The organism is Paraburkholderia sp. IMGN_8, assembly GCF_038050405.1.
Classification (GTDB): Bacteria; Pseudomonadota; Gammaproteobacteria; order Burkholderiales; family Burkholderiaceae; genus Paraburkholderia.
Genome location: NZ_CP150901.1, coordinates 3,397,550 through 3,413,137, shown reverse-complemented (window position 1 = coordinate 3,413,137; position 15,588 = coordinate 3,397,550). Strand labels below are relative to the sequence as shown.

12 protein-coding genes are annotated in these 15,588 nt (G+C 63.9%); 8 read left to right on the top strand and 4 right to left on the bottom strand.

The window, feature by feature from the left end; translation table 11 throughout:
* Positions 1-3: 3 nt before the first annotated feature.
* On the bottom strand, positions 4-798 hold the full coding sequence (locus tag WN982_RS36440) for an ABC transporter ATP-binding protein (RefSeq protein WP_097395642.1): 795 nt from the start codon (positions 796-798) through the stop codon (positions 4-6).
* Between the two features lie 39 nt (positions 799-837).
* Complete coding sequence (locus WN982_RS36435; RefSeq protein WP_341316830.1) at positions 838-1,860, bottom strand: ABC transporter substrate-binding protein; 1,023 nt, start codon at positions 1,858-1,860, stop codon at positions 838-840.
* A 281-nt stretch (positions 1,861-2,141) separates the two neighbouring features.
* Here WN982_RS36435 and WN982_RS36430 point away from each other — a divergent pair, with 281 nt between their 5' ends.
* The 4 genes from WN982_RS36430 (at position 2,142) to WN982_RS36415 (ending at position 6,492) form a co-directional block, all read left to right on the top strand.
* Positions 2,142-2,819, top strand: coding sequence for a response regulator (locus tag WN982_RS36430; RefSeq protein ID WP_341319542.1), 678 nt, complete (start codon positions 2,142-2,144; stop codon positions 2,817-2,819).
* Positions 2,809-4,215, top strand: a complete 1,407-nt coding sequence (locus WN982_RS36425) for a sensor histidine kinase (protein WP_341316829.1) — start codon at positions 2,809-2,811, stop codon at positions 4,213-4,215. Before WN982_RS36430 ends, WN982_RS36425 begins: the two co-directional genes overlap by 11 nt.
* A 172-nt stretch (positions 4,216-4,387) precedes the next feature.
* Complete coding sequence (locus tag WN982_RS36420; RefSeq protein WP_341316828.1) at positions 4,388-5,797, top strand: sensor histidine kinase; 1,410 nt, start codon at positions 4,388-4,390, stop codon at positions 5,795-5,797.
* On the top strand, positions 5,794-6,492 hold the full coding sequence (locus tag WN982_RS36415) for a response regulator transcription factor (protein WP_341316827.1): 699 nt from the start codon (positions 5,794-5,796) through the stop codon (positions 6,490-6,492). The genes WN982_RS36420 and WN982_RS36415 overlap by 4 nt, the downstream gene beginning before the upstream one ends.
* 55 nt (positions 6,493-6,547) lie before the next feature.
* Here WN982_RS36415 and WN982_RS36410 read toward each other — a convergent pair whose 3' ends face one another.
* A complete protein-coding gene (locus tag WN982_RS36410) occupies positions 6,548-7,903 on the bottom strand; it encodes an ATP-binding protein (protein WP_341316826.1) in 1,356 nt (451 codons plus the stop codon).
* Entirely contained in the window at positions 7,890-8,573 is a 684-nt protein-coding gene (locus tag WN982_RS36405) for a response regulator transcription factor (RefSeq protein WP_341316825.1), read from the bottom strand. Before WN982_RS36405 ends, WN982_RS36410 begins: the two co-directional genes overlap by 14 nt.
* A gap of 165 nt (positions 8,574-8,738) precedes the next feature.
* On the opposite strand from WN982_RS36405, the gene WN982_RS36400 reads away from it, so the two are divergent.
* The 4 genes from WN982_RS36400 (at position 8,739) to WN982_RS36385 (ending at position 15,365) form a co-directional block, all read left to right on the top strand.
* A complete protein-coding gene (locus WN982_RS36400; protein WP_341316824.1) occupies positions 8,739-9,416 on the top strand; it encodes a response regulator transcription factor in 678 nt (225 codons plus the stop codon).
* 137 nt (positions 9,417-9,553) lie between these two features.
* On the top strand, positions 9,554-11,035 hold the full coding sequence (locus WN982_RS36395) for an efflux transporter outer membrane subunit (protein ID WP_341316823.1): 1,482 nt from the start codon (positions 9,554-9,556) through the stop codon (positions 11,033-11,035).
* Positions 11,032-12,255 carry an efflux RND transporter periplasmic adaptor subunit gene (locus tag WN982_RS36390; protein ID WP_341316822.1) on the top strand — a complete coding sequence of 408 codons (1,224 nt, stop codon included), beginning with the start codon at positions 11,032-11,034 and terminating at the stop codon, positions 12,253-12,255. Before WN982_RS36395 ends, WN982_RS36390 begins: the two co-directional genes overlap by 4 nt.
* Positions 12,252-15,365: an efflux RND transporter permease subunit gene (locus tag WN982_RS36385; protein WP_341316821.1), complete on the top strand. Its 3,114-nt coding sequence runs from the start codon at positions 12,252-12,254 to the stop codon at positions 15,363-15,365. The genes WN982_RS36390 and WN982_RS36385 overlap by 4 nt, the downstream gene beginning before the upstream one ends.
* Positions 15,366-15,588: the final 223 nt, after the last annotated feature.

Here is a 15,588-nt window from a genome sequence, read left to right as displayed (position 1 = left end):
TGATTAACCGATCTGCACTTCTTCGCGCAGGTCGTGCCAGATGTCGCGCGAGATTTCGATAAAACGCGGGTCGTAGCGAACCTCCGACGTGACGCGCGGACGCGGCAGATCGATTTCGTACACTTTCTTCAGCGTCGCCGGGCGTGCGGTCAGCACGAACACACGGTCGGCGAGCGCAATCGCTTCTTCCAGATCGTGCGTGACGAACACCACCGAGCCGGCGCCGCCCCACAATTGCAGCAGTTCGTCCTGCATCAACGTGCGGGTCTGCATGTCGAGCGCCGAGAAGGGCTCGTCCATCAGCAGGATTTCCGGCTTGTTGATGAAGGTCTGCGCCAGCGCCACGCGCTTGCGCATACCACCCGACAGTTGATGCGGATAGTGCTTGCCGAACTTGTCGAGGCCGACGCGGCGCAGCCATTCGTTGGCTTCGTCGTAGGCGGCGGATTTCGAGCGGCCGCGATACAGTGGGCCGGCCGCGACGTTGTCGATGACCGAACGCCACGGAAATACGGCGTCGGCCTGGAACACAAAGCCGATGCGCGGATCGATGCCGTCCACCGGCGCGCCCATCACGCGCACTTCTCCGGTGGTCGGCTTCAAGAGGCCGGTGATCATGCTGAGCGTGGTCGATTTGCCGCAACCCGTCGGGCCGACAACGGCGACGAATTCGCCGCGCGCCACCGACATGCTGAAGTCGCGCAACGCGATCGTCGCTTTGCCGTCCGGAGAAATGAAACGGCACGATACGTTGCGCATCTCGATGGCTGGCGTATCGCGTGACATAGGTTGATTCATCGGCTGAGGCCTCGCTGTTCTCGTGATATTGAAAGGGGGTTACTTCGCCGCAGTCTTGACCGATGCCGACGACACAAACTCGTTGGTATAGGTCTTGGCGAGGTCGATATGCTTACCCTTGACCGAAGGATTGAATGCGGACAGCACCTTCAGCACCGTATCGGGACCGTCGGCGGGCATCTTGCCGTCCTTCGTGAACATCGGCAGCGACGCCTTCAGCGCGCCGACGTAAAGGTCTTTGTTGCTGCCGTAGTAGTCCTTCGGCATTTTTGCGGCGATCTCGTCGGCGCTATGCGTTGCGATGAAGTTCAGCGTCTTCGCGAACGCGTGCGACAGCTTTGCCGCGTCGTCCTTGTGTGCTTCGGCCCACGCGCGCTGCACGTAGAAGCTCGAGGCCGGATAGGTGCCGCCGAGCGCGGCGCGTGTGCCTTCGAGCGTGCGCATGTCGACCAGCACCTTCGCGTCGCCGGTCTTCAGCAACTGCGAGACGGTCGGTTCGGTCGTCATGCCGGCGTCGATGCGGTTCTGCTTGATGGCCGCGATAAAGCTGTTGTCCGCACCGACCGGCAGCAGCGTGTATTGCGTCGACGCCACGCCGGCGCGTTGCGCGAGGTATTGCGTGAGGAAGCTGGTGGAGGAGCCGAGGCCAGTCACGCCGAGCGTCTTACCCTTCACGTCGGCCATGCTCTTGAGCGTTTCGGCTGCCTTGGTCGAGACCATTTCGACTTCGCCCGGCACCTGGCCGAAAATCACCAGCGCCTGGACTTCCTTGCCCTTGCTTTGCAGGTCGATGGTGTGATCGTAGAAGCCCACCACGCCTTGCACCGCGCCCGCGAGCAGTTCGTTTTCTGCATCGACGCCCGCCGGTTGCGACAGGATTTCGACGTCGAGGCCTTCGTCCTTGAAGTAGCCGAGCTGTTCGGTCAACTTGGCCGGCAGGTAGATGATCTTGGTGGCGCCGCCGACCATGATCGTGAGTTTTTCGGCATGAGCGGCGGCCGAAGCGGCGGCGAGGGCGAACGCAACACCTGACACAGCGGCGATCTGGCGCAAGGTACGCATGAAGCAGTCTCCTTAGGTTTGGTCGCCGCGATGTGCTGGTGCGGCGCTTTCTGGATGAATGTCAGGGATTATAGAAACCGGAAACCTTCTGCCAGCTTTCTGCACTGCCGGCAAATCATGGGTGTTAACCCGGAACTGAGCCGGAACTGAGCCTCAACCGCCCAACAGCAAAGCCGCAACGCCGCCGCAAACGCCCCGACGTGTGCCACATTTCACGCAGGACGCGCGCAAAGCCCTTGTTTTACGGCACAATCGACGGCCTGACTTTCGCCGTTCCCGCCATGAAGCTGCTGCTTATCGAAGACAACCCCACGCTTGCGCACTGGCTCGCGAAGATGCTGGAGCAGGAGGCGTTCACGCTCGACGCCGTGCAGGACGGCGACGCCGCCGACCAGCTGCTGCGCACCAATCGCTACGACGTGATCCTGCTGGACCTGAATCTGCCGAAGCTGTCGGGCAAGAACGTGCTGCGCCGGCTGCGCCAGCGCGGCGACGCCACGCCGGTGCTGATCCTGACCGCGAGCGGCTCCATCGACGAGAAGGTGGAACTGCTCGGCGCCGGTGCGGACGACTACCTGGTCAAGCCGTTCGAAGTGCGCGAACTGATCGCGCGGATCAAGGTGGCGATCCGGCGGCAGACGCCGTCGAAGGCGAGCGAGGTGGTGTGCGGCGATCTCGCGTTCGATATCGACACGCGCCAGTTCACGCTGAAAGGCGCGCCGCTGAACGTCACGCCGCGCGAGCGCACGGTGCTTGAAACGCTGATCCTGCGCCTGGGTAAGACGGTGACGAAGCCGGCGCTGGTGGACGCGATCTTCACGCTCGCGGAAGAGCCGAGCGAGGACGCGGTCGAAATCTATATCTCGCGGCTGCGCAAGAAGCTCGACGGCAGTTCGGCGGCGATCGTCACGCTGCGCGGGCTCGGTTATCTGCTGCGCAAGAAAGAAGATGACCAATAGCTTGCGCATGCGTCTGCTGTGGTGGCTGCTGGTGCCGCTCGCGCTGTACGTGTTCGTCACCGGCAAGGCCGAGTACGACAACGCGCGGCGTACCGCGGATCTGGTGCAGGACAATCAGTTGATCTCGTCGGCGCGGATGATCGCCGGCGAAGTGGAATGGGTGGACGGTTTCCTGCGTGTCGATGTGCCGCCCGCCGCGCTCGAAGTGTTCGTGTCGCCGTACCACGATCAGGTGTTCTACAGCGTGAGCGTCGACGACGGCCGGCTGCTGGCGGGTTCGCCGGATTTTCCGCCGCGCGCGGCGCAGGCGCCCGACACGCCCGATCACTATGACGCCGATCTGCGCGGCCAGCCGGTGCGCGCGGTCGGCCTAGTGCGGCAAATGTACGACAACGGCGCGACGCGGCACGTGCTCGTGACGGTCGGCAAGACCGTGCGCTCGCGCGACGCGATGGCGCAGCAGCTCTGGCAGCCGCAACTCGTGCGGCAGATCGAGATGATCGTGCTGGCCGTGGCGCTGGTTTGCATCGGCCTGACGTTCGAATTGCGGCCGTTGATGAAAGTGAAGGAGGAGGTGGCCGACCGCGATCCGATGCAGCTCGAGCCGATTCGCGTCGAGCGCCTGCATACGGAGTTGCGGCCGATCGTCGAGGCGATCAATCAATGCATTGCGCGGCTCGGCATACAGGTGGCCGCGCAACGGCGCTTTATCGCCGACGCCGCCCATCAGTTGCGCACGCCGCTCACGCTGCTGGGCACGCAGTTGCAGTTCGCGCGCCAACAGGACGGCTTGACGCCCGCGCTCGGCGAAGTGCTCGCGGCCATGCATCGCAGCAGCGGCTCGATGGTCGGGCTGACCAACAAACTGCTGCTGCTCGCGCAGGCCGAGGCGGCCGACAACACCCAGTTAGCCGTGGAAACGGTGGATCTGGTACCGCTGGCGATGGAGGTGGTGGAAGATCTGGCATTGCTCGCACAGGCGCGCGACATCGATCTGGGCGCCGAGTTGAACGGGCCCGCGCCGGTGGCGGGGCATCGCGGGCTGCTGCAGGCGCTGATCTCCAATCTGGCGGAGAACGCGATCCGTTACTCCGGCAGGGGCGGCCACGTCACGGTCGCCGTCAGTGCCGACGCGGAAACGGTCACGCTGGCTGTGCTCGACGACGGGCCGGGCATTCCGCCCGAGTCGCGCAGCCGCGTGTTTGAACCGTTCTTCCGGGCGTCGACGGACACAGAAGGGACCGGGCTAGGCCTCGCGATCGTGCGCGAAATCGCGGATGCGCATCACGGCGAAATCACGCTCAAGCCCGGCGATGGCGGCAAAGGCGTGCACGTGACAGTGTCGTTCCCGCGAGCGGCGGCAGGAGCGGTGGCACACTCGCTTCAAGCGGTGTGACGAAGACATTGAGACGCTTTCTGCCGTAGTCGGAACAAACCCGCAATCGGTGGGAGAAATGGGCATACGAAAGCTTTGAGTATGTTTTGCGCCCTGGAATTTTTGCGGGCGGGAGATGGTGGCCGGCGACCTTTAGAGGGGCGCCGGCATGTGAAAGAGAGGTCTACGAATCGTGTTCTCAGGTAGTTTGCGTGGACGTTTGCTGTGGTGGCTATTGTTGCCGCTGGCGGCGTTCGTTTCCATTTCCGGCATGATTTCGTTCCGCAACGCGCAGACCACGGCCGACCTGGTTCAGGACAATGCGTTGCTGTCGTCGATGCGGATCATCGGCGAGGACGTCGACTGGGACAACGGCAACGTCATGATCCAGATTCCGCCGGCCGCACTCGAACTGTTCGAGTCGCCCGAGCAGGACAGCGTGTTCTATCGCGTCGAGGCGAGCGGACATCGTCTGCTGGCGGGCACCCCCGAGCTGCCGTTGCCGCCGGGCGCCGGCGGCGGCCCCACGCTGTATTCCACCCATCTCCAGGACGGCCGCGCCGTGCGCGCCGCTACTTACGTGCGGCAACTCTACGACTCAGGGCGTACCGAGGAAGTCGTCGTGGCGGTCGCCAAGACAGAAGGCTCGCGCGATGCGATGGTGTGGCGTTTGCTGCGTCCGCAACTGTCCGGCGAAGTGCTCACGCTGGTGCTGGCGATGCTCTTCGTCTATCTCGGACTGACCTTCGAACTGCGGCCGCTGATGAAGGTGAAAGACGACGTCGCCGATCGCAATCCTTCGCAGCTCGAACCGATTCGCGTGGCGCGGCTTCATGTGGAACTGCGGCCGATCGTCGAGGCGATCAATCAGTGCATCGCGCGCATGGGCCAGCAGGCCGCGACCCAGCGGCAATTCATCTCCGATGCGGCGCATCAGTTGCGCACGCCGCTCACGCTGCTGGATGCGCAGATCCAGTTCGCACGCCAACGCGAAAACCGCGATGCGGGGCTCGCCGAAGCGCTGACCGGCATGCACAAAAGCAGCCGCAAGATGACGACGCTGACCAACAAACTGCTGCTGCTCGCTCAGGCGGAGTCCGCCGCGCCGTCCAAAGAACACGAGCGCGTCGATCTGAGCGCGTTGATCGCGGGCGTGCTCGAAGAATTGATCGCGTTCGCGCAGTCGCGCGAAATCGATCTCGGCGCGGAACTGGAAGACGGTCTTTACGTCACCGGTGACGAAGCGCTGACCGCGGCGCTGGTGACCAATCTCGTCGACAACGCGCTGCGCTATACGCAAGCGGGCGGCCGCGTGACGGTGCAGACGCAGCGCAGGAACGACATGGCGATTGTGCGTGTGATCGACAACGGGCCGGGTATCAAAGCCGAGGCGAGGGCGCGCGTGTTCGAGCGCTTCTATCGCGCGTCGAACCACGCGGAAGGAACCGGCCTCGGTTTGCCGATCGTGCGCGAGATTGCCCATCGGCAGGGCGGCACGGTCACGCTCAAGCCGGGAGAAGACGGCGTCGGTCTGGTCGCGACCGTCGAGATGCGATTGTGGGTAGCCGCGCCTCGAAGCGCGGCAACGAGGGGAGACATATGAAACTGCTGCTTGTCGAAGACGACGCTGACCTGGCGCGCTGGGTCATCAACCTGATGCAGGTCGAACATTTCGCGCTGGACTGGGCGCAGGACGGCGAAAGTGCGGAGACCTTGCTCGGCCTGCAATGCTATGACGCGGTGCTGCTCGATCTGCGCCTGCCCGGCATCGGCGGCAAGGAAGTGCTCGCGCGCTTGCGCCGCAAACGCGACAACGTGCCGGTGCTGATGCTGACCGCCAACGGTTCGACCGACGACAAAGTAGCCTGCTTCTCGGCCGGCGCTGACGACTACGTCGTCAAGCCTTTCGACGCGCGCGAACTGGTGGCGCGTATCAAGGCGCTGATTCGCCGTCAGGCGGCGGGCGACAAGGGCCAGTCGATCGACTGCGGCGATCTGCGCTACCTGTTCGATACACGCGAATTCCTGCTGCAAAACGAGCTGTTGCCGCTGCGTCGGCGCGAACATGCGATCCTCGAAGCGCTGATTCTCAAGCAGGGCAAGACGGTCTCGAAGACCACGCTGATGGACAGCGTCTTCAATCTCGACGACGAACCGAGCGCCGATGCGATCGACATCTACATTCACCGCTTGCGCAAGCATCTCGCGAGTTCGAGCGTGAAGATCATGACCTTGCGCGGACTTGGGTACATCCTGCGCGAAGAAGCGCCTCGCGAAGCATTCGCCGAAGCGCTATAACCGCATTCCGTTATGTCGTCCCGTTAGCGACTTCACCGGCGTTTGCTGGACGGCGCTACTCATTCGGTTTGTACAGCATGACCTCGCATCCGGGCGCCGCGTCGTTGAAACGGATCGACATGCCGTGCATGCCGGCCACCGCGAGCGCGAGACTCAGACCAAGCCCGCTGCCCGGCGTATGACGGCTCGCCTCGCCGCGATAGAACCGTCGCAGCACGGCTTGCTGTTCAGCAGGCGCAATGCCCGGCCCGTTGTCGGACACGCTGACGCCGGCGCCCGTCCGGTCGCGGAACACCGTAAGCCGTACCTTGCCGCCGTGCGGGGCGAACTTGATGGCGTTCTCCACCAGATTGGCCAACGCTTCGAACAGCAGGCTCGGCTCGCCCTGGATCTCCAGCGGCCCGGTGGCAGTGCGCCGCACTTCGAAGCTAATCTGTTTGTCCTCGGCGGTCGGCTCGTAGAACTCGAACACGTCATCGGCGACAGCGGCCAGGTCGACATTCGTGAAGCCTTTGCGGCGCACGCCGCTTTCGATTTCCGAAATACGCAGCAGCGCATTGAAGGTGCGCAGGAGGCCCGTGGTCTCGACGATGGTTTCATCGATCGCGGCGCGATACTCCGCTTCGGTTTTGGCGCGCCGCTGCGCGCGTTCGAGCCCGCCGAGCATCCGCGTGAGCGGCGTGCGCAGATCGTGCGCAATCGCATCGCACACGCCCTTGACCTCGTGCATTAACCGCTCGATTTCGTCGAGCATGCCGTTCACGACGCCGACGAGGCGATCCACGTCGTCTCGCTTCGAATGCACCGGTAGACGTCTGCTGAGATTGCCGGCGACGATTTCTTCGATCGATGCGGTCACCGCATCGAGCCGCCGCATCGCCGAGATACCGATCAGGCTCGCGCCGATCAAGCCGATCACAAACGTGAGCATGGCCGTGGAAAGCAGCGCGTGCAGCAGTTCTTCGTCGAAGTGGTCGAGCTCGCGGACGTTCTGGCATTGCAAGGCGATGCGGCTGTCGGACAGGCGCGCGGCGATACATCGTCCGGGCGGGTGGCCCGGCAGATTCGCGAGGCGCATCGAAAACGGCTTGTCGAAATGGGGGATCGCCGGCTGCTCGCCTGGATAGCCGCCGGCAAGATGTTTGCCGCCGGTGTCGAACAGCGCGAACGGGCGCTGGCGGCGTGGGTCGACCTGGCCTTGATGCTGGAAGCGCGCGACCAGTTCGTTCGGGTCTTCGCGTACCAACTCGGCGTGTTCCCGCATCAGCCAGTCGTCGATGCGTTCCTGTTCGAAGCCGGTGATCTCGTGGTAGAGGTAGCCGAATAGCAGAACGGCGATCACGCCGAACAGCACCAGAAACAGCGTGGCGAGGCGAAAGCCGGTGGTGCGGTGCAGTTCAGTCAGGCGCATGCAGCATGTACCCCGAACCGCGCACGGTATCGATCATCGGCGCCGACCCGTCGGGATCGAGCTTCTTTCTGAGGCGGCTGATGTGCACGTCGATCACATTGGTTCGCTCGTCGAGCCGGTAGTCCCATACCGCCTCGAATAGCATGGTGCGGCTCACGACCTGGCCCTCGTGCTGCACCAGATATTCGAGCAACCGGTATTCGCGCGGCAGCAGCGGCACTGGGCGGCCGCCACAAGTGACTTCGCGCTTGAGCGGGTCGAGCCGCAGCGGCCCGACCTGATATTCCTGCACACCGGGCGCCGCTTCGCGCCGGCGCATCAGGGCGTCGAGCCGCGCGGTCAGTTCGATGAACTCGAACGGCTTGGTCAGATAATCGTCGCCGCCGGCACGCAGGCCGCGCACACGTTCGTCGACCGCGGACAGCGCGCTGAGAATCAACACCGGCGTGAGCACACCGGCGCTGCGTAACGCCGCCAGCATGCCGAGCCCTTCGAGGCCGCCCGGCAACATGCGATCGAGCACGATCGCGTCATAGGTGTTGGCGACCGCGAGCATCAAGCCGTCGCGGCCCGTGCGCGCGGCTTGCACCGTGCAGCCGTGATCGGTGAGGGCTCCGACGATTTCCCCGAGGGTTTGCTCGTCGTCCTCGACGACCAATACATTCGACATGCCTCTATCCAGGTCAATGAGCCGGCTCGATAGGCCGGCTAGATAAGCACGCGCCGGGCCGTTGCTACACTACGCCCGTACGTGCGATGTCCGCAGTATGCCGTGCGAAGCCGCACAGGCGTTTCGCGCCAACATGAAAAAATTTTAATGTAAGCCCATTTGCGCATGCGAATCCTTCTGATCGAGGACGATACGCGCGCCAGTCAGTTCCTGGCGCGCGGTTTGAGCGAGAGCGGTCTCATTGTCGACACGGTGGCCGACGGTGCGACTGGGCTCGCCTATGCGCGCGAGGGCATCTACGACGTGATTGTGACCGATCGGCTCCTGCCCGCGCTCGACGGCATGGCGCTCGTGCAGCAACTGCGCGCAGGCGGCGACACGACACCGGTGCTGATGCTGTCGGCGCTCGGCGGGTTGAACGAACGCGTGGAGGGGATTCGCGCGGGTTGCGACGATTACCTTGTGAAGCCGTATGCGTTTGTCGAAGTGCTGGCGAGAATCGAAGCGCTTGCCCGGCGCGCGGATCGCAGCAGGATGAGCGAGAGGCTCGAGTGCGCGGATCTGGTACTCGACACGCGTGCGCGGAGCGCGAGCCGCGCCGGCCGCGATCTGCGCCTGCAGCATCGCGAGTTCCTGTTGCTCGAATGCCTGGCGCGCCGCGAGGGGCAGGTCGTGACGCGCAGCATGCTGCTCGAGGCGGCGTGGAATTACGATTTCGAACCGCGCGGCAATATCATCGACATGCATATGCATCGTCTGCGCACGAAGGTCGATCGCGACTTTCCGGTGGCGCTGATTCACACCGTGGTGGGCGCGGGCTATGTGCTCAATCCCGTGCCTTGAACGCTGTCGAGCGCCTCGCACAGGCACCCTTAAACGAGCATGTTGCGCCGCATTAAATTTTTTTAATCATTGGGCGAAAGCGCCGACAGGACCCGCTGGCTAATCTGGCGAGATTCTTTGTTGCCAGAGGCGTTTCCATGTCAGGGCTGCCCCGTTCGGCGCCGTTTTCTCCCGTCGTCAGTCCTCATGCGCGGCATGCCGGCGCCGTGCGCGCCGCGGTGTGCACATTGGCCGTCGCGTTTCTGGCCGGATGCTCGCTCGTGCCCGCCTATCAACGGCCCAGTGCGCCGCTGGCGCCAACCTTCGACGGCGCGGCGGGCGCGTCGCTGGCCGATACGGTGCCGGTCAGAAGCGGCTGGTGGCGCGAGTATCACGACCCCGCGCTCGACGCGCTGATCGAGCGCAGCCTGCGCAATAACTTCACGCTGGCGTCGGCCATCGCGAGCGTCGAACAGGCGCGCGGCAATGCCGAGAAAGCCGGCGCGCCACAGTATCCATCGCTCGCGCTCGGCGGTACGTTCGATCGCAGTCACCAGGGCCGCGGCTCGACCACCAAAAGCCAGAGCCTGTTCGCCGAAGCCAGCTACGAGATCGATTTCTGGGGCTTCAATGCCGCCAATGCCAATGCAGCCGACCTGCTTGCGCGCGCCTCCGAATTCGATCGCGATACGGTGGCGTTGACTCTGACGGCATCGGTGGCGGACACGTATTTTCAGGTGCAGAGCCTGCGCCGCCGTCTAGCGATTGCGCGGACTATTTCCGACGACGCCTCGCGCATTCTTCAATTGCTGCTCGCGCAACAAGCGGCGGGCGTCGCGACCGAGTTGCAGGTGCAGCAACAGCGCAATGCGCTCGCCACCTTCCAGGCTGCCGTGCCGGCGCTGCAACAGCAACTCGACATCAGCGTGCATGCGCTCGCCGTCCTGGTGGGCACGGCGCCCGAACAATTCACGGTCAGCGAAGCCCCGCTCGCCGGCATCGTCATTCCGCAGCCTCGCGCGAATCTGCCCGCGAGCTTGCTCGAAACGCGTCCCGACATCCGCTCGAAGGAAGCGCAGTTGCAATCGGCGAATCAGAACGTCGGCGCGGCGCGCGCGGCTTTTCTGCCGAACATCGTGCTGACCGCCGACGGCGGCCTCAGCAGCAAATCGCTGTCGCATTTCCTGTCGAGCCCGTTCGCCAGCATCGCTGCTTCGCTGGCGGCGCCGATCTTCGACGGCGGCGCGCTGCGCGGCCAGTTGCACGCAAGCCGGGCGGCCGAGGCGAAGGGCGTTGCGGATTACCAGCAGGCCGTACTGACCGCGCTGCAGGACGTCGAGGATTCGCTGTCGGCGGCGCAGCAGCAGCAACTCGCGGAAGCGGCCGACCAGAACGCCGCCGACGCCGCCCGCAAAGCCGCCACGCTCGCCCAGGCCCAGTACACGCTCGGCACCGTCGATTTTCTGACCGTCCTCGATGCCCAACGCACGCTGTACCAGTCCGAAGACACGCTGGTGCAGGCACGGCTCGCACGCCTCCAGGCGTCGGTCAGTCTGTTTCGCGCGTTCGGTGGCGGCTTCGGCATCACCGCCGATAGCGACAGCAGTCCCGCTTCCTCTTCTACGCCTTCCCGCTCATGAAACTTGCAGACCTTCCGAACCACGAGACGCCGCGTGCGCGTAGAAGCCGCGCGCCGATGATCGCGGCGTTGGCCGTTCTCGTCGTGATTCTCGTGGCGTGGTTCTGGCCGAGGCATCCGGCCGTCAAGCCGGCGCCGGCCGTGCCGGTCAACGCCGGCCATCCGGCGAGCCGCGACTTTCCGATCCGCGTCGCGGCGGTGGGCACGGTTCTGGCGCTCAATACCGTGGACGTCAAAGTGCGCGTCGATGGCCAACTGCAGCGCGTGGCCTTTACCGAAGGGCAGGACGTGAAGGCCGGGCAACTGCTCGCGCAACTCGATCAGGGACCGTTGACCGCCCAGCTGCATCAAGCGGAAGCGGCACAGCGCAAGGACCAGGCATCGCTCGATAATGCACGGCTCGATCTCGCGCGCTATTCGAAGCTGGTCGGCATCGGCGCGGCGACCACCCAGGCGGTCGATACGGCGAAGTCGCAAGTGGAAGCCCTCGCCGCGACGGTCGCCGCGGATGCCGCGCTGGCGCAGAGCGACCGCCTGCAACTCAGCTTCACAACGCTCTTTGCGCCGTTCACTGGCCGGGTCGGCGCGCGCGAAGCCGACATCGGCGCGATCGTGCATCCGGCCGACTCGACCGGCATCGTCACCGTCACGCAGATGGAGCCGATTACCGTGCTGTTCTCCGTGCCTCAGGACGTGCTGCCCGAGCTGCTCGCCAATCAGGCGAAAGCACCGCTGGCGGTGAACGTCACCACGCGCTCCGGCAGTACGGCGCTTGCCGACGGCACACTCGTGTTCATCGACAGCACGGTGGATGCGACAACCGGCCAGATCAAACTCAAGGCTTCGTTCACCAACAAGGACCGCAAGCTTTGGCCCGGCGAACTGGTGAATGCGCGCGTACTGGTGCGTACCGATCTTCAACGTCTTGCGGTGCCGAGCCGCGCGGTGGTGAACACGCAGAACGGCACGCAGCTGTATGTGATCGGCGCGAATGGCACGGCGCAAATGCGGCCGGTGCAAACCGGTGTCACGGTCGACGGTATGACGGAAATACGCAGCGGCATCGCGCCGGCGGATCTGGTGGTGTTCGACGGACAAAGCCGGCTGAACCCGGGTGTGCACGTGGCGGCGACCATGGTGGCGACGGTTGCCGAAGCGCCGGCCAATGCGAACCCGGCGGGTGGCCAGGCCAATCAGGCTAATCAGGACAATCCGTCATGAGCCTCCTGGAATTGTTCATCAAGCGGCGCATTGCGACCAGTTTTCTGGCAATCGCGGTGCTGCTGGTCGGCGCGGTGGCGTATTTTCTGCTGCCGGTCGCGCCGCTGCCACAAGTGGATTTTCCGACCATTCAGGTCGTCGCGAAGTTGCCCGGCGCGAGCGCCGAGACCATGGCGACTTCGGTGGCGACGCCACTGGAGCGGCAACTCTCGCTGATTGCGGGCGTGACGCAGATGACGTCGTCCAGCTCGCTCGGTAACACCAACATCGCCATCCAGTTCGACCTGTCGCGCGACATCAACGGCGCCGCGCAGGACGTGCAGACCGCCATTAACGCGGCCGGCGGCAATCTGCCGAAGAATCTGCCGAACCCGCCGACCTATGAGAAGGTCAACCCAGCCGACTTCACGCTGCTGTCACTGGCGCTGACATCGCCTTCGCTCACGCTCACGCAGCTCGATAGCTATGCCGAAGACTATCTCGCGCAACAGATCTCGCAGATGCCCGGCGTCGGTCTGGTCGATTTCCACGGCCAGCAGCGGCCCGCGGTGCGCATCCAGCTCGATCCGGACAAGCTCACCGCGCGCGGCCTGACGCTGGAAGACGTGCGCTCGATCGTCGGCGTGCAGACGGTGAATGCGCCGAAGGGCAGCCTGAACGGCCCCGACCGCTCGGTGATTTTCAACGCGACCGACCAGATCACCACCGCATCGCAATATCGCGATCTGGTGGTCGCATACAAAAACGGCGCGCCGATTCGCGTGTCCGATCTCGGCACCGTCCTGAACGCCGCCGAAGACAACCAGCAGGCCGCGTGGCTCCAGCACGAACGCGCGATCATTCTCGACATTCACAAGCAGCCGGGCTACAACGTCGTGCAGACGATCGCCAACATCAAGGCGAAGCTGCCCGCGCTCGAAGCGATCCTGCCCGCGGCCGCGCATCTGCATGTGGTGGGCGATCGCACGCAGACCATCAATGCGTCGGTGCACGACGTGCAGTTCACGCTGATGCTGACGATCGCGCTGGTCGTGATGGTCATTTTCTCGTTCCTGCGCAACGTGTGGGCGACGGTGATCCCGAGCCTGACGATTCCACTGTCGCTCGTCGCCACGTTCGGCGTGATGTATCTGCTTGGCTATAGCCTCGACAATCTGTCGCTGATGGGCTTGACGATCGCGGTGGGTTTCGTGGTGGACGATGCGATCGTCGTGATCGAAAACGTGATGCGTCACGTCGAAGAGGGTGTGCCGCGTATGAAGGCCGCGCTGCTCGGCGCGATGGAAGTGCGCTTCACCATCATTTCCATGACGATCTCGCTGATCGCCGTGTTCATTCCGATCCTGCTGATGGGCGGCATCGTCGGCCGGTTGTTTCGCGAATTCGCGGTGACGGTGAGCGCGGCGATCGTGATGTCGGCGCTGGTTTCTCTGACTGTGACGCCGATGCTGTGCGGCTGGTTGATCCGTTCACCGGAGCCGGATGACGGCGGCCGGATGCGCAAGCTCGAAGCGTGGCTCGAGCGTGGCTTTGTCGCAGTGGAGCGGCGTTACGAGCGCGGTCTCGACTGGGTGTTGAATCGCCCGAAAATGATGCTTGGTGTGACGATAGCGACGATCGTGGCGACCGGCGTGCTGTTTGTCGTCATTCCGAAGGGATTCTTTCCGCAGGAAGACTCCGGCTTGATCATGGGCGTCGCGCAAGCCGCGCCGGATATTTCGCCTCGCTCGATGTCGCAGAAGATGCAGCAGCTCGGCCATATCATCGAAGCCGATCCCGCCGTCGATAACGTCTACTACTGGATGGGGCCGAATCCGACCGTGAGCCAGGGGCGCGTGATGATTAACCTGAAGGCGTTCGGTCAACGCAAGGACAGTGCCGCGCAGGTGCTCAATCGATTGAAGCCGCAACTGGCGAAGGTGATGGGCATTTCACTGTCGATGCAGGTGCGCCAGGACATTCAGGTGGGCGGCCGTATCAGCGCCGCGCAGTATCAGTACACGCTGCAGGACCCCGATATCAACGAACTGAACCATTGGGCCGGCGTGCTGACCGACAAGCTGTCGAAGCTTCCGCAACTCGCCGACGTCACGTCCGACCAGCAAGCCGCCGCCACCAGCGCGACGCTCGTGATCGACCGCAGTACGGCGTCGCGCTTCGGTATCACCGCGCAAGCGATCGACGACACGCTGTACGACGCGTTCGGCCAGCGGCAGATTGCGACGCTGTTCACGCAGCTGAATCAATACCATGTCGTCGAAGAAGTCGACCCGAGCTTCCAGTTGACCACCGACGCGCTCGCGCACCTCTACGTGCGCTCGCCGCTCACCAACGAACTGGTGCCGCTCGACACGCTCGCAAAAGTCGAAAACAACGTGTCGCCGATTTCGGTGAATCACCAGGGGCTGTTCCCGGCCGTGACGATCTCGTTCAATCTGGCGGCGGGGCAGTCGCTCGGTAACGCGGTGACGGCGATTCATCAGGCCGAAGTCGCGGCAGGCAAACCCGATAGTTTGACGGGCTCGTTTCAGGGCACCGCGCAGGCGTTTCAGGCGTCGCTCGCGAGCGAGCCGTATCTGATCGCCGCGGCGCTCGTGGTGGTCTATCTGATACTCGGCATCCTGTACGAGAGCGCGATTCATCCGCTCACCATCATTTCGACGCTGCCTTCGGCGGGCGTGGGCGCACTGCTTGCGTTGATGCTGTGCGGCCAGGATCTCTCGATCATGGGGATGATCGGCATCATCCTGCTGATCGGCATTGTGAAGAAGAACGCGATCATGATGATCGACTTCGCTCTGGTGGCCGAGCGCGAGCATGGCTTGTCGCCGCGCGAAGCGATCCGTCAGGCCTGTGTGCTGCGCTTCCGGCCGATCATGATGACCACGCTCGCGGCGCTGTTCGGCGCGCTGCCGCTCGCGCTCGGTCATGGCGCGGGCGCCGAATTGCGCGTGCCGCTCGGCATTGCGATTGTCGGCGGCCTGATCGTCTCGCAGATGCTGACGCTTTTTACGACGCCGGTGGTGCACCTGTGGTTCGACCGTCTCTCGCACTGGCTGGCGAAGCAGCGTTCGAGTGGCAGTATGGTCGAACGGGAATCCGTCGGTTGAGCGTTGACGCGTAATTATCAATAAGCTCGCAATTCATCAGCGTGCTTCACGCATTGCAAAACCGCCGCCGATGCTGCGCGGCGGTCCATTCCTTTGAAGCCGTCCCGCGCGCCTAGTGCACCTTAGTGCACCTTTGCAGCGTTCTCCTTTGCGAGCAACCGCTGTGCCTGCTGATCTCCGGTTTGTGCTTCCTGAGCGGTTTGAACCGATGTTTCGGTTGCTT

Excerpts from the sequence above, each read along its gene's own strand:
- WN982_RS36440 (WP_097395642.1), bottom strand. The coding sequence starts at position 798 with ATGAATCAACCTATGTCACGCGATACGCCAGCCATCGAGATGCGCAAC.
- WN982_RS36435 (WP_341316830.1), bottom strand. The coding sequence starts at position 1,860 with ATGCGTACCTTGCGCCAGATCGCCGCTGTGTCAGGTGTTGCGTTCGCC.
- WN982_RS36430 (WP_341319542.1), top strand. The coding sequence starts at position 2,142 with ATGAAGCTGCTGCTTATCGAAGACAACCCCACGCTTGCGCACTGGCTC.
- WN982_RS36425 (WP_341316829.1), top strand. The coding sequence starts at position 2,809 with ATGACCAATAGCTTGCGCATGCGTCTGCTGTGGTGGCTGCTGGTGCCG.
- WN982_RS36415 (WP_341316827.1), top strand. The coding sequence starts at position 5,794 with ATGAAACTGCTGCTTGTCGAAGACGACGCTGACCTGGCGCGCTGGGTC.
- WN982_RS36410 (WP_341316826.1), bottom strand. The coding sequence starts at position 7,903 with ATGCGCCTGACTGAACTGCACCGCACCACCGGCTTTCGCCTCGCCACG.
- WN982_RS36405 (WP_341316825.1), bottom strand. The coding sequence starts at position 8,573 with ATGTCGAATGTATTGGTCGTCGAGGACGACGAGCAAACCCTCGGGGAA.
- WN982_RS36400 (WP_341316824.1), top strand. The coding sequence starts at position 8,739 with ATGCGAATCCTTCTGATCGAGGACGATACGCGCGCCAGTCAGTTCCTG.
- WN982_RS36395 (WP_341316823.1), top strand. The coding sequence starts at position 9,554 with ATGTCAGGGCTGCCCCGTTCGGCGCCGTTTTCTCCCGTCGTCAGTCCT.
- WN982_RS36390 (WP_341316822.1), top strand. The coding sequence starts at position 11,032 with ATGAAACTTGCAGACCTTCCGAACCACGAGACGCCGCGTGCGCGTAGA.
- WN982_RS36385 (WP_341316821.1), top strand. The coding sequence starts at position 12,252 with ATGAGCCTCCTGGAATTGTTCATCAAGCGGCGCATTGCGACCAGTTTT.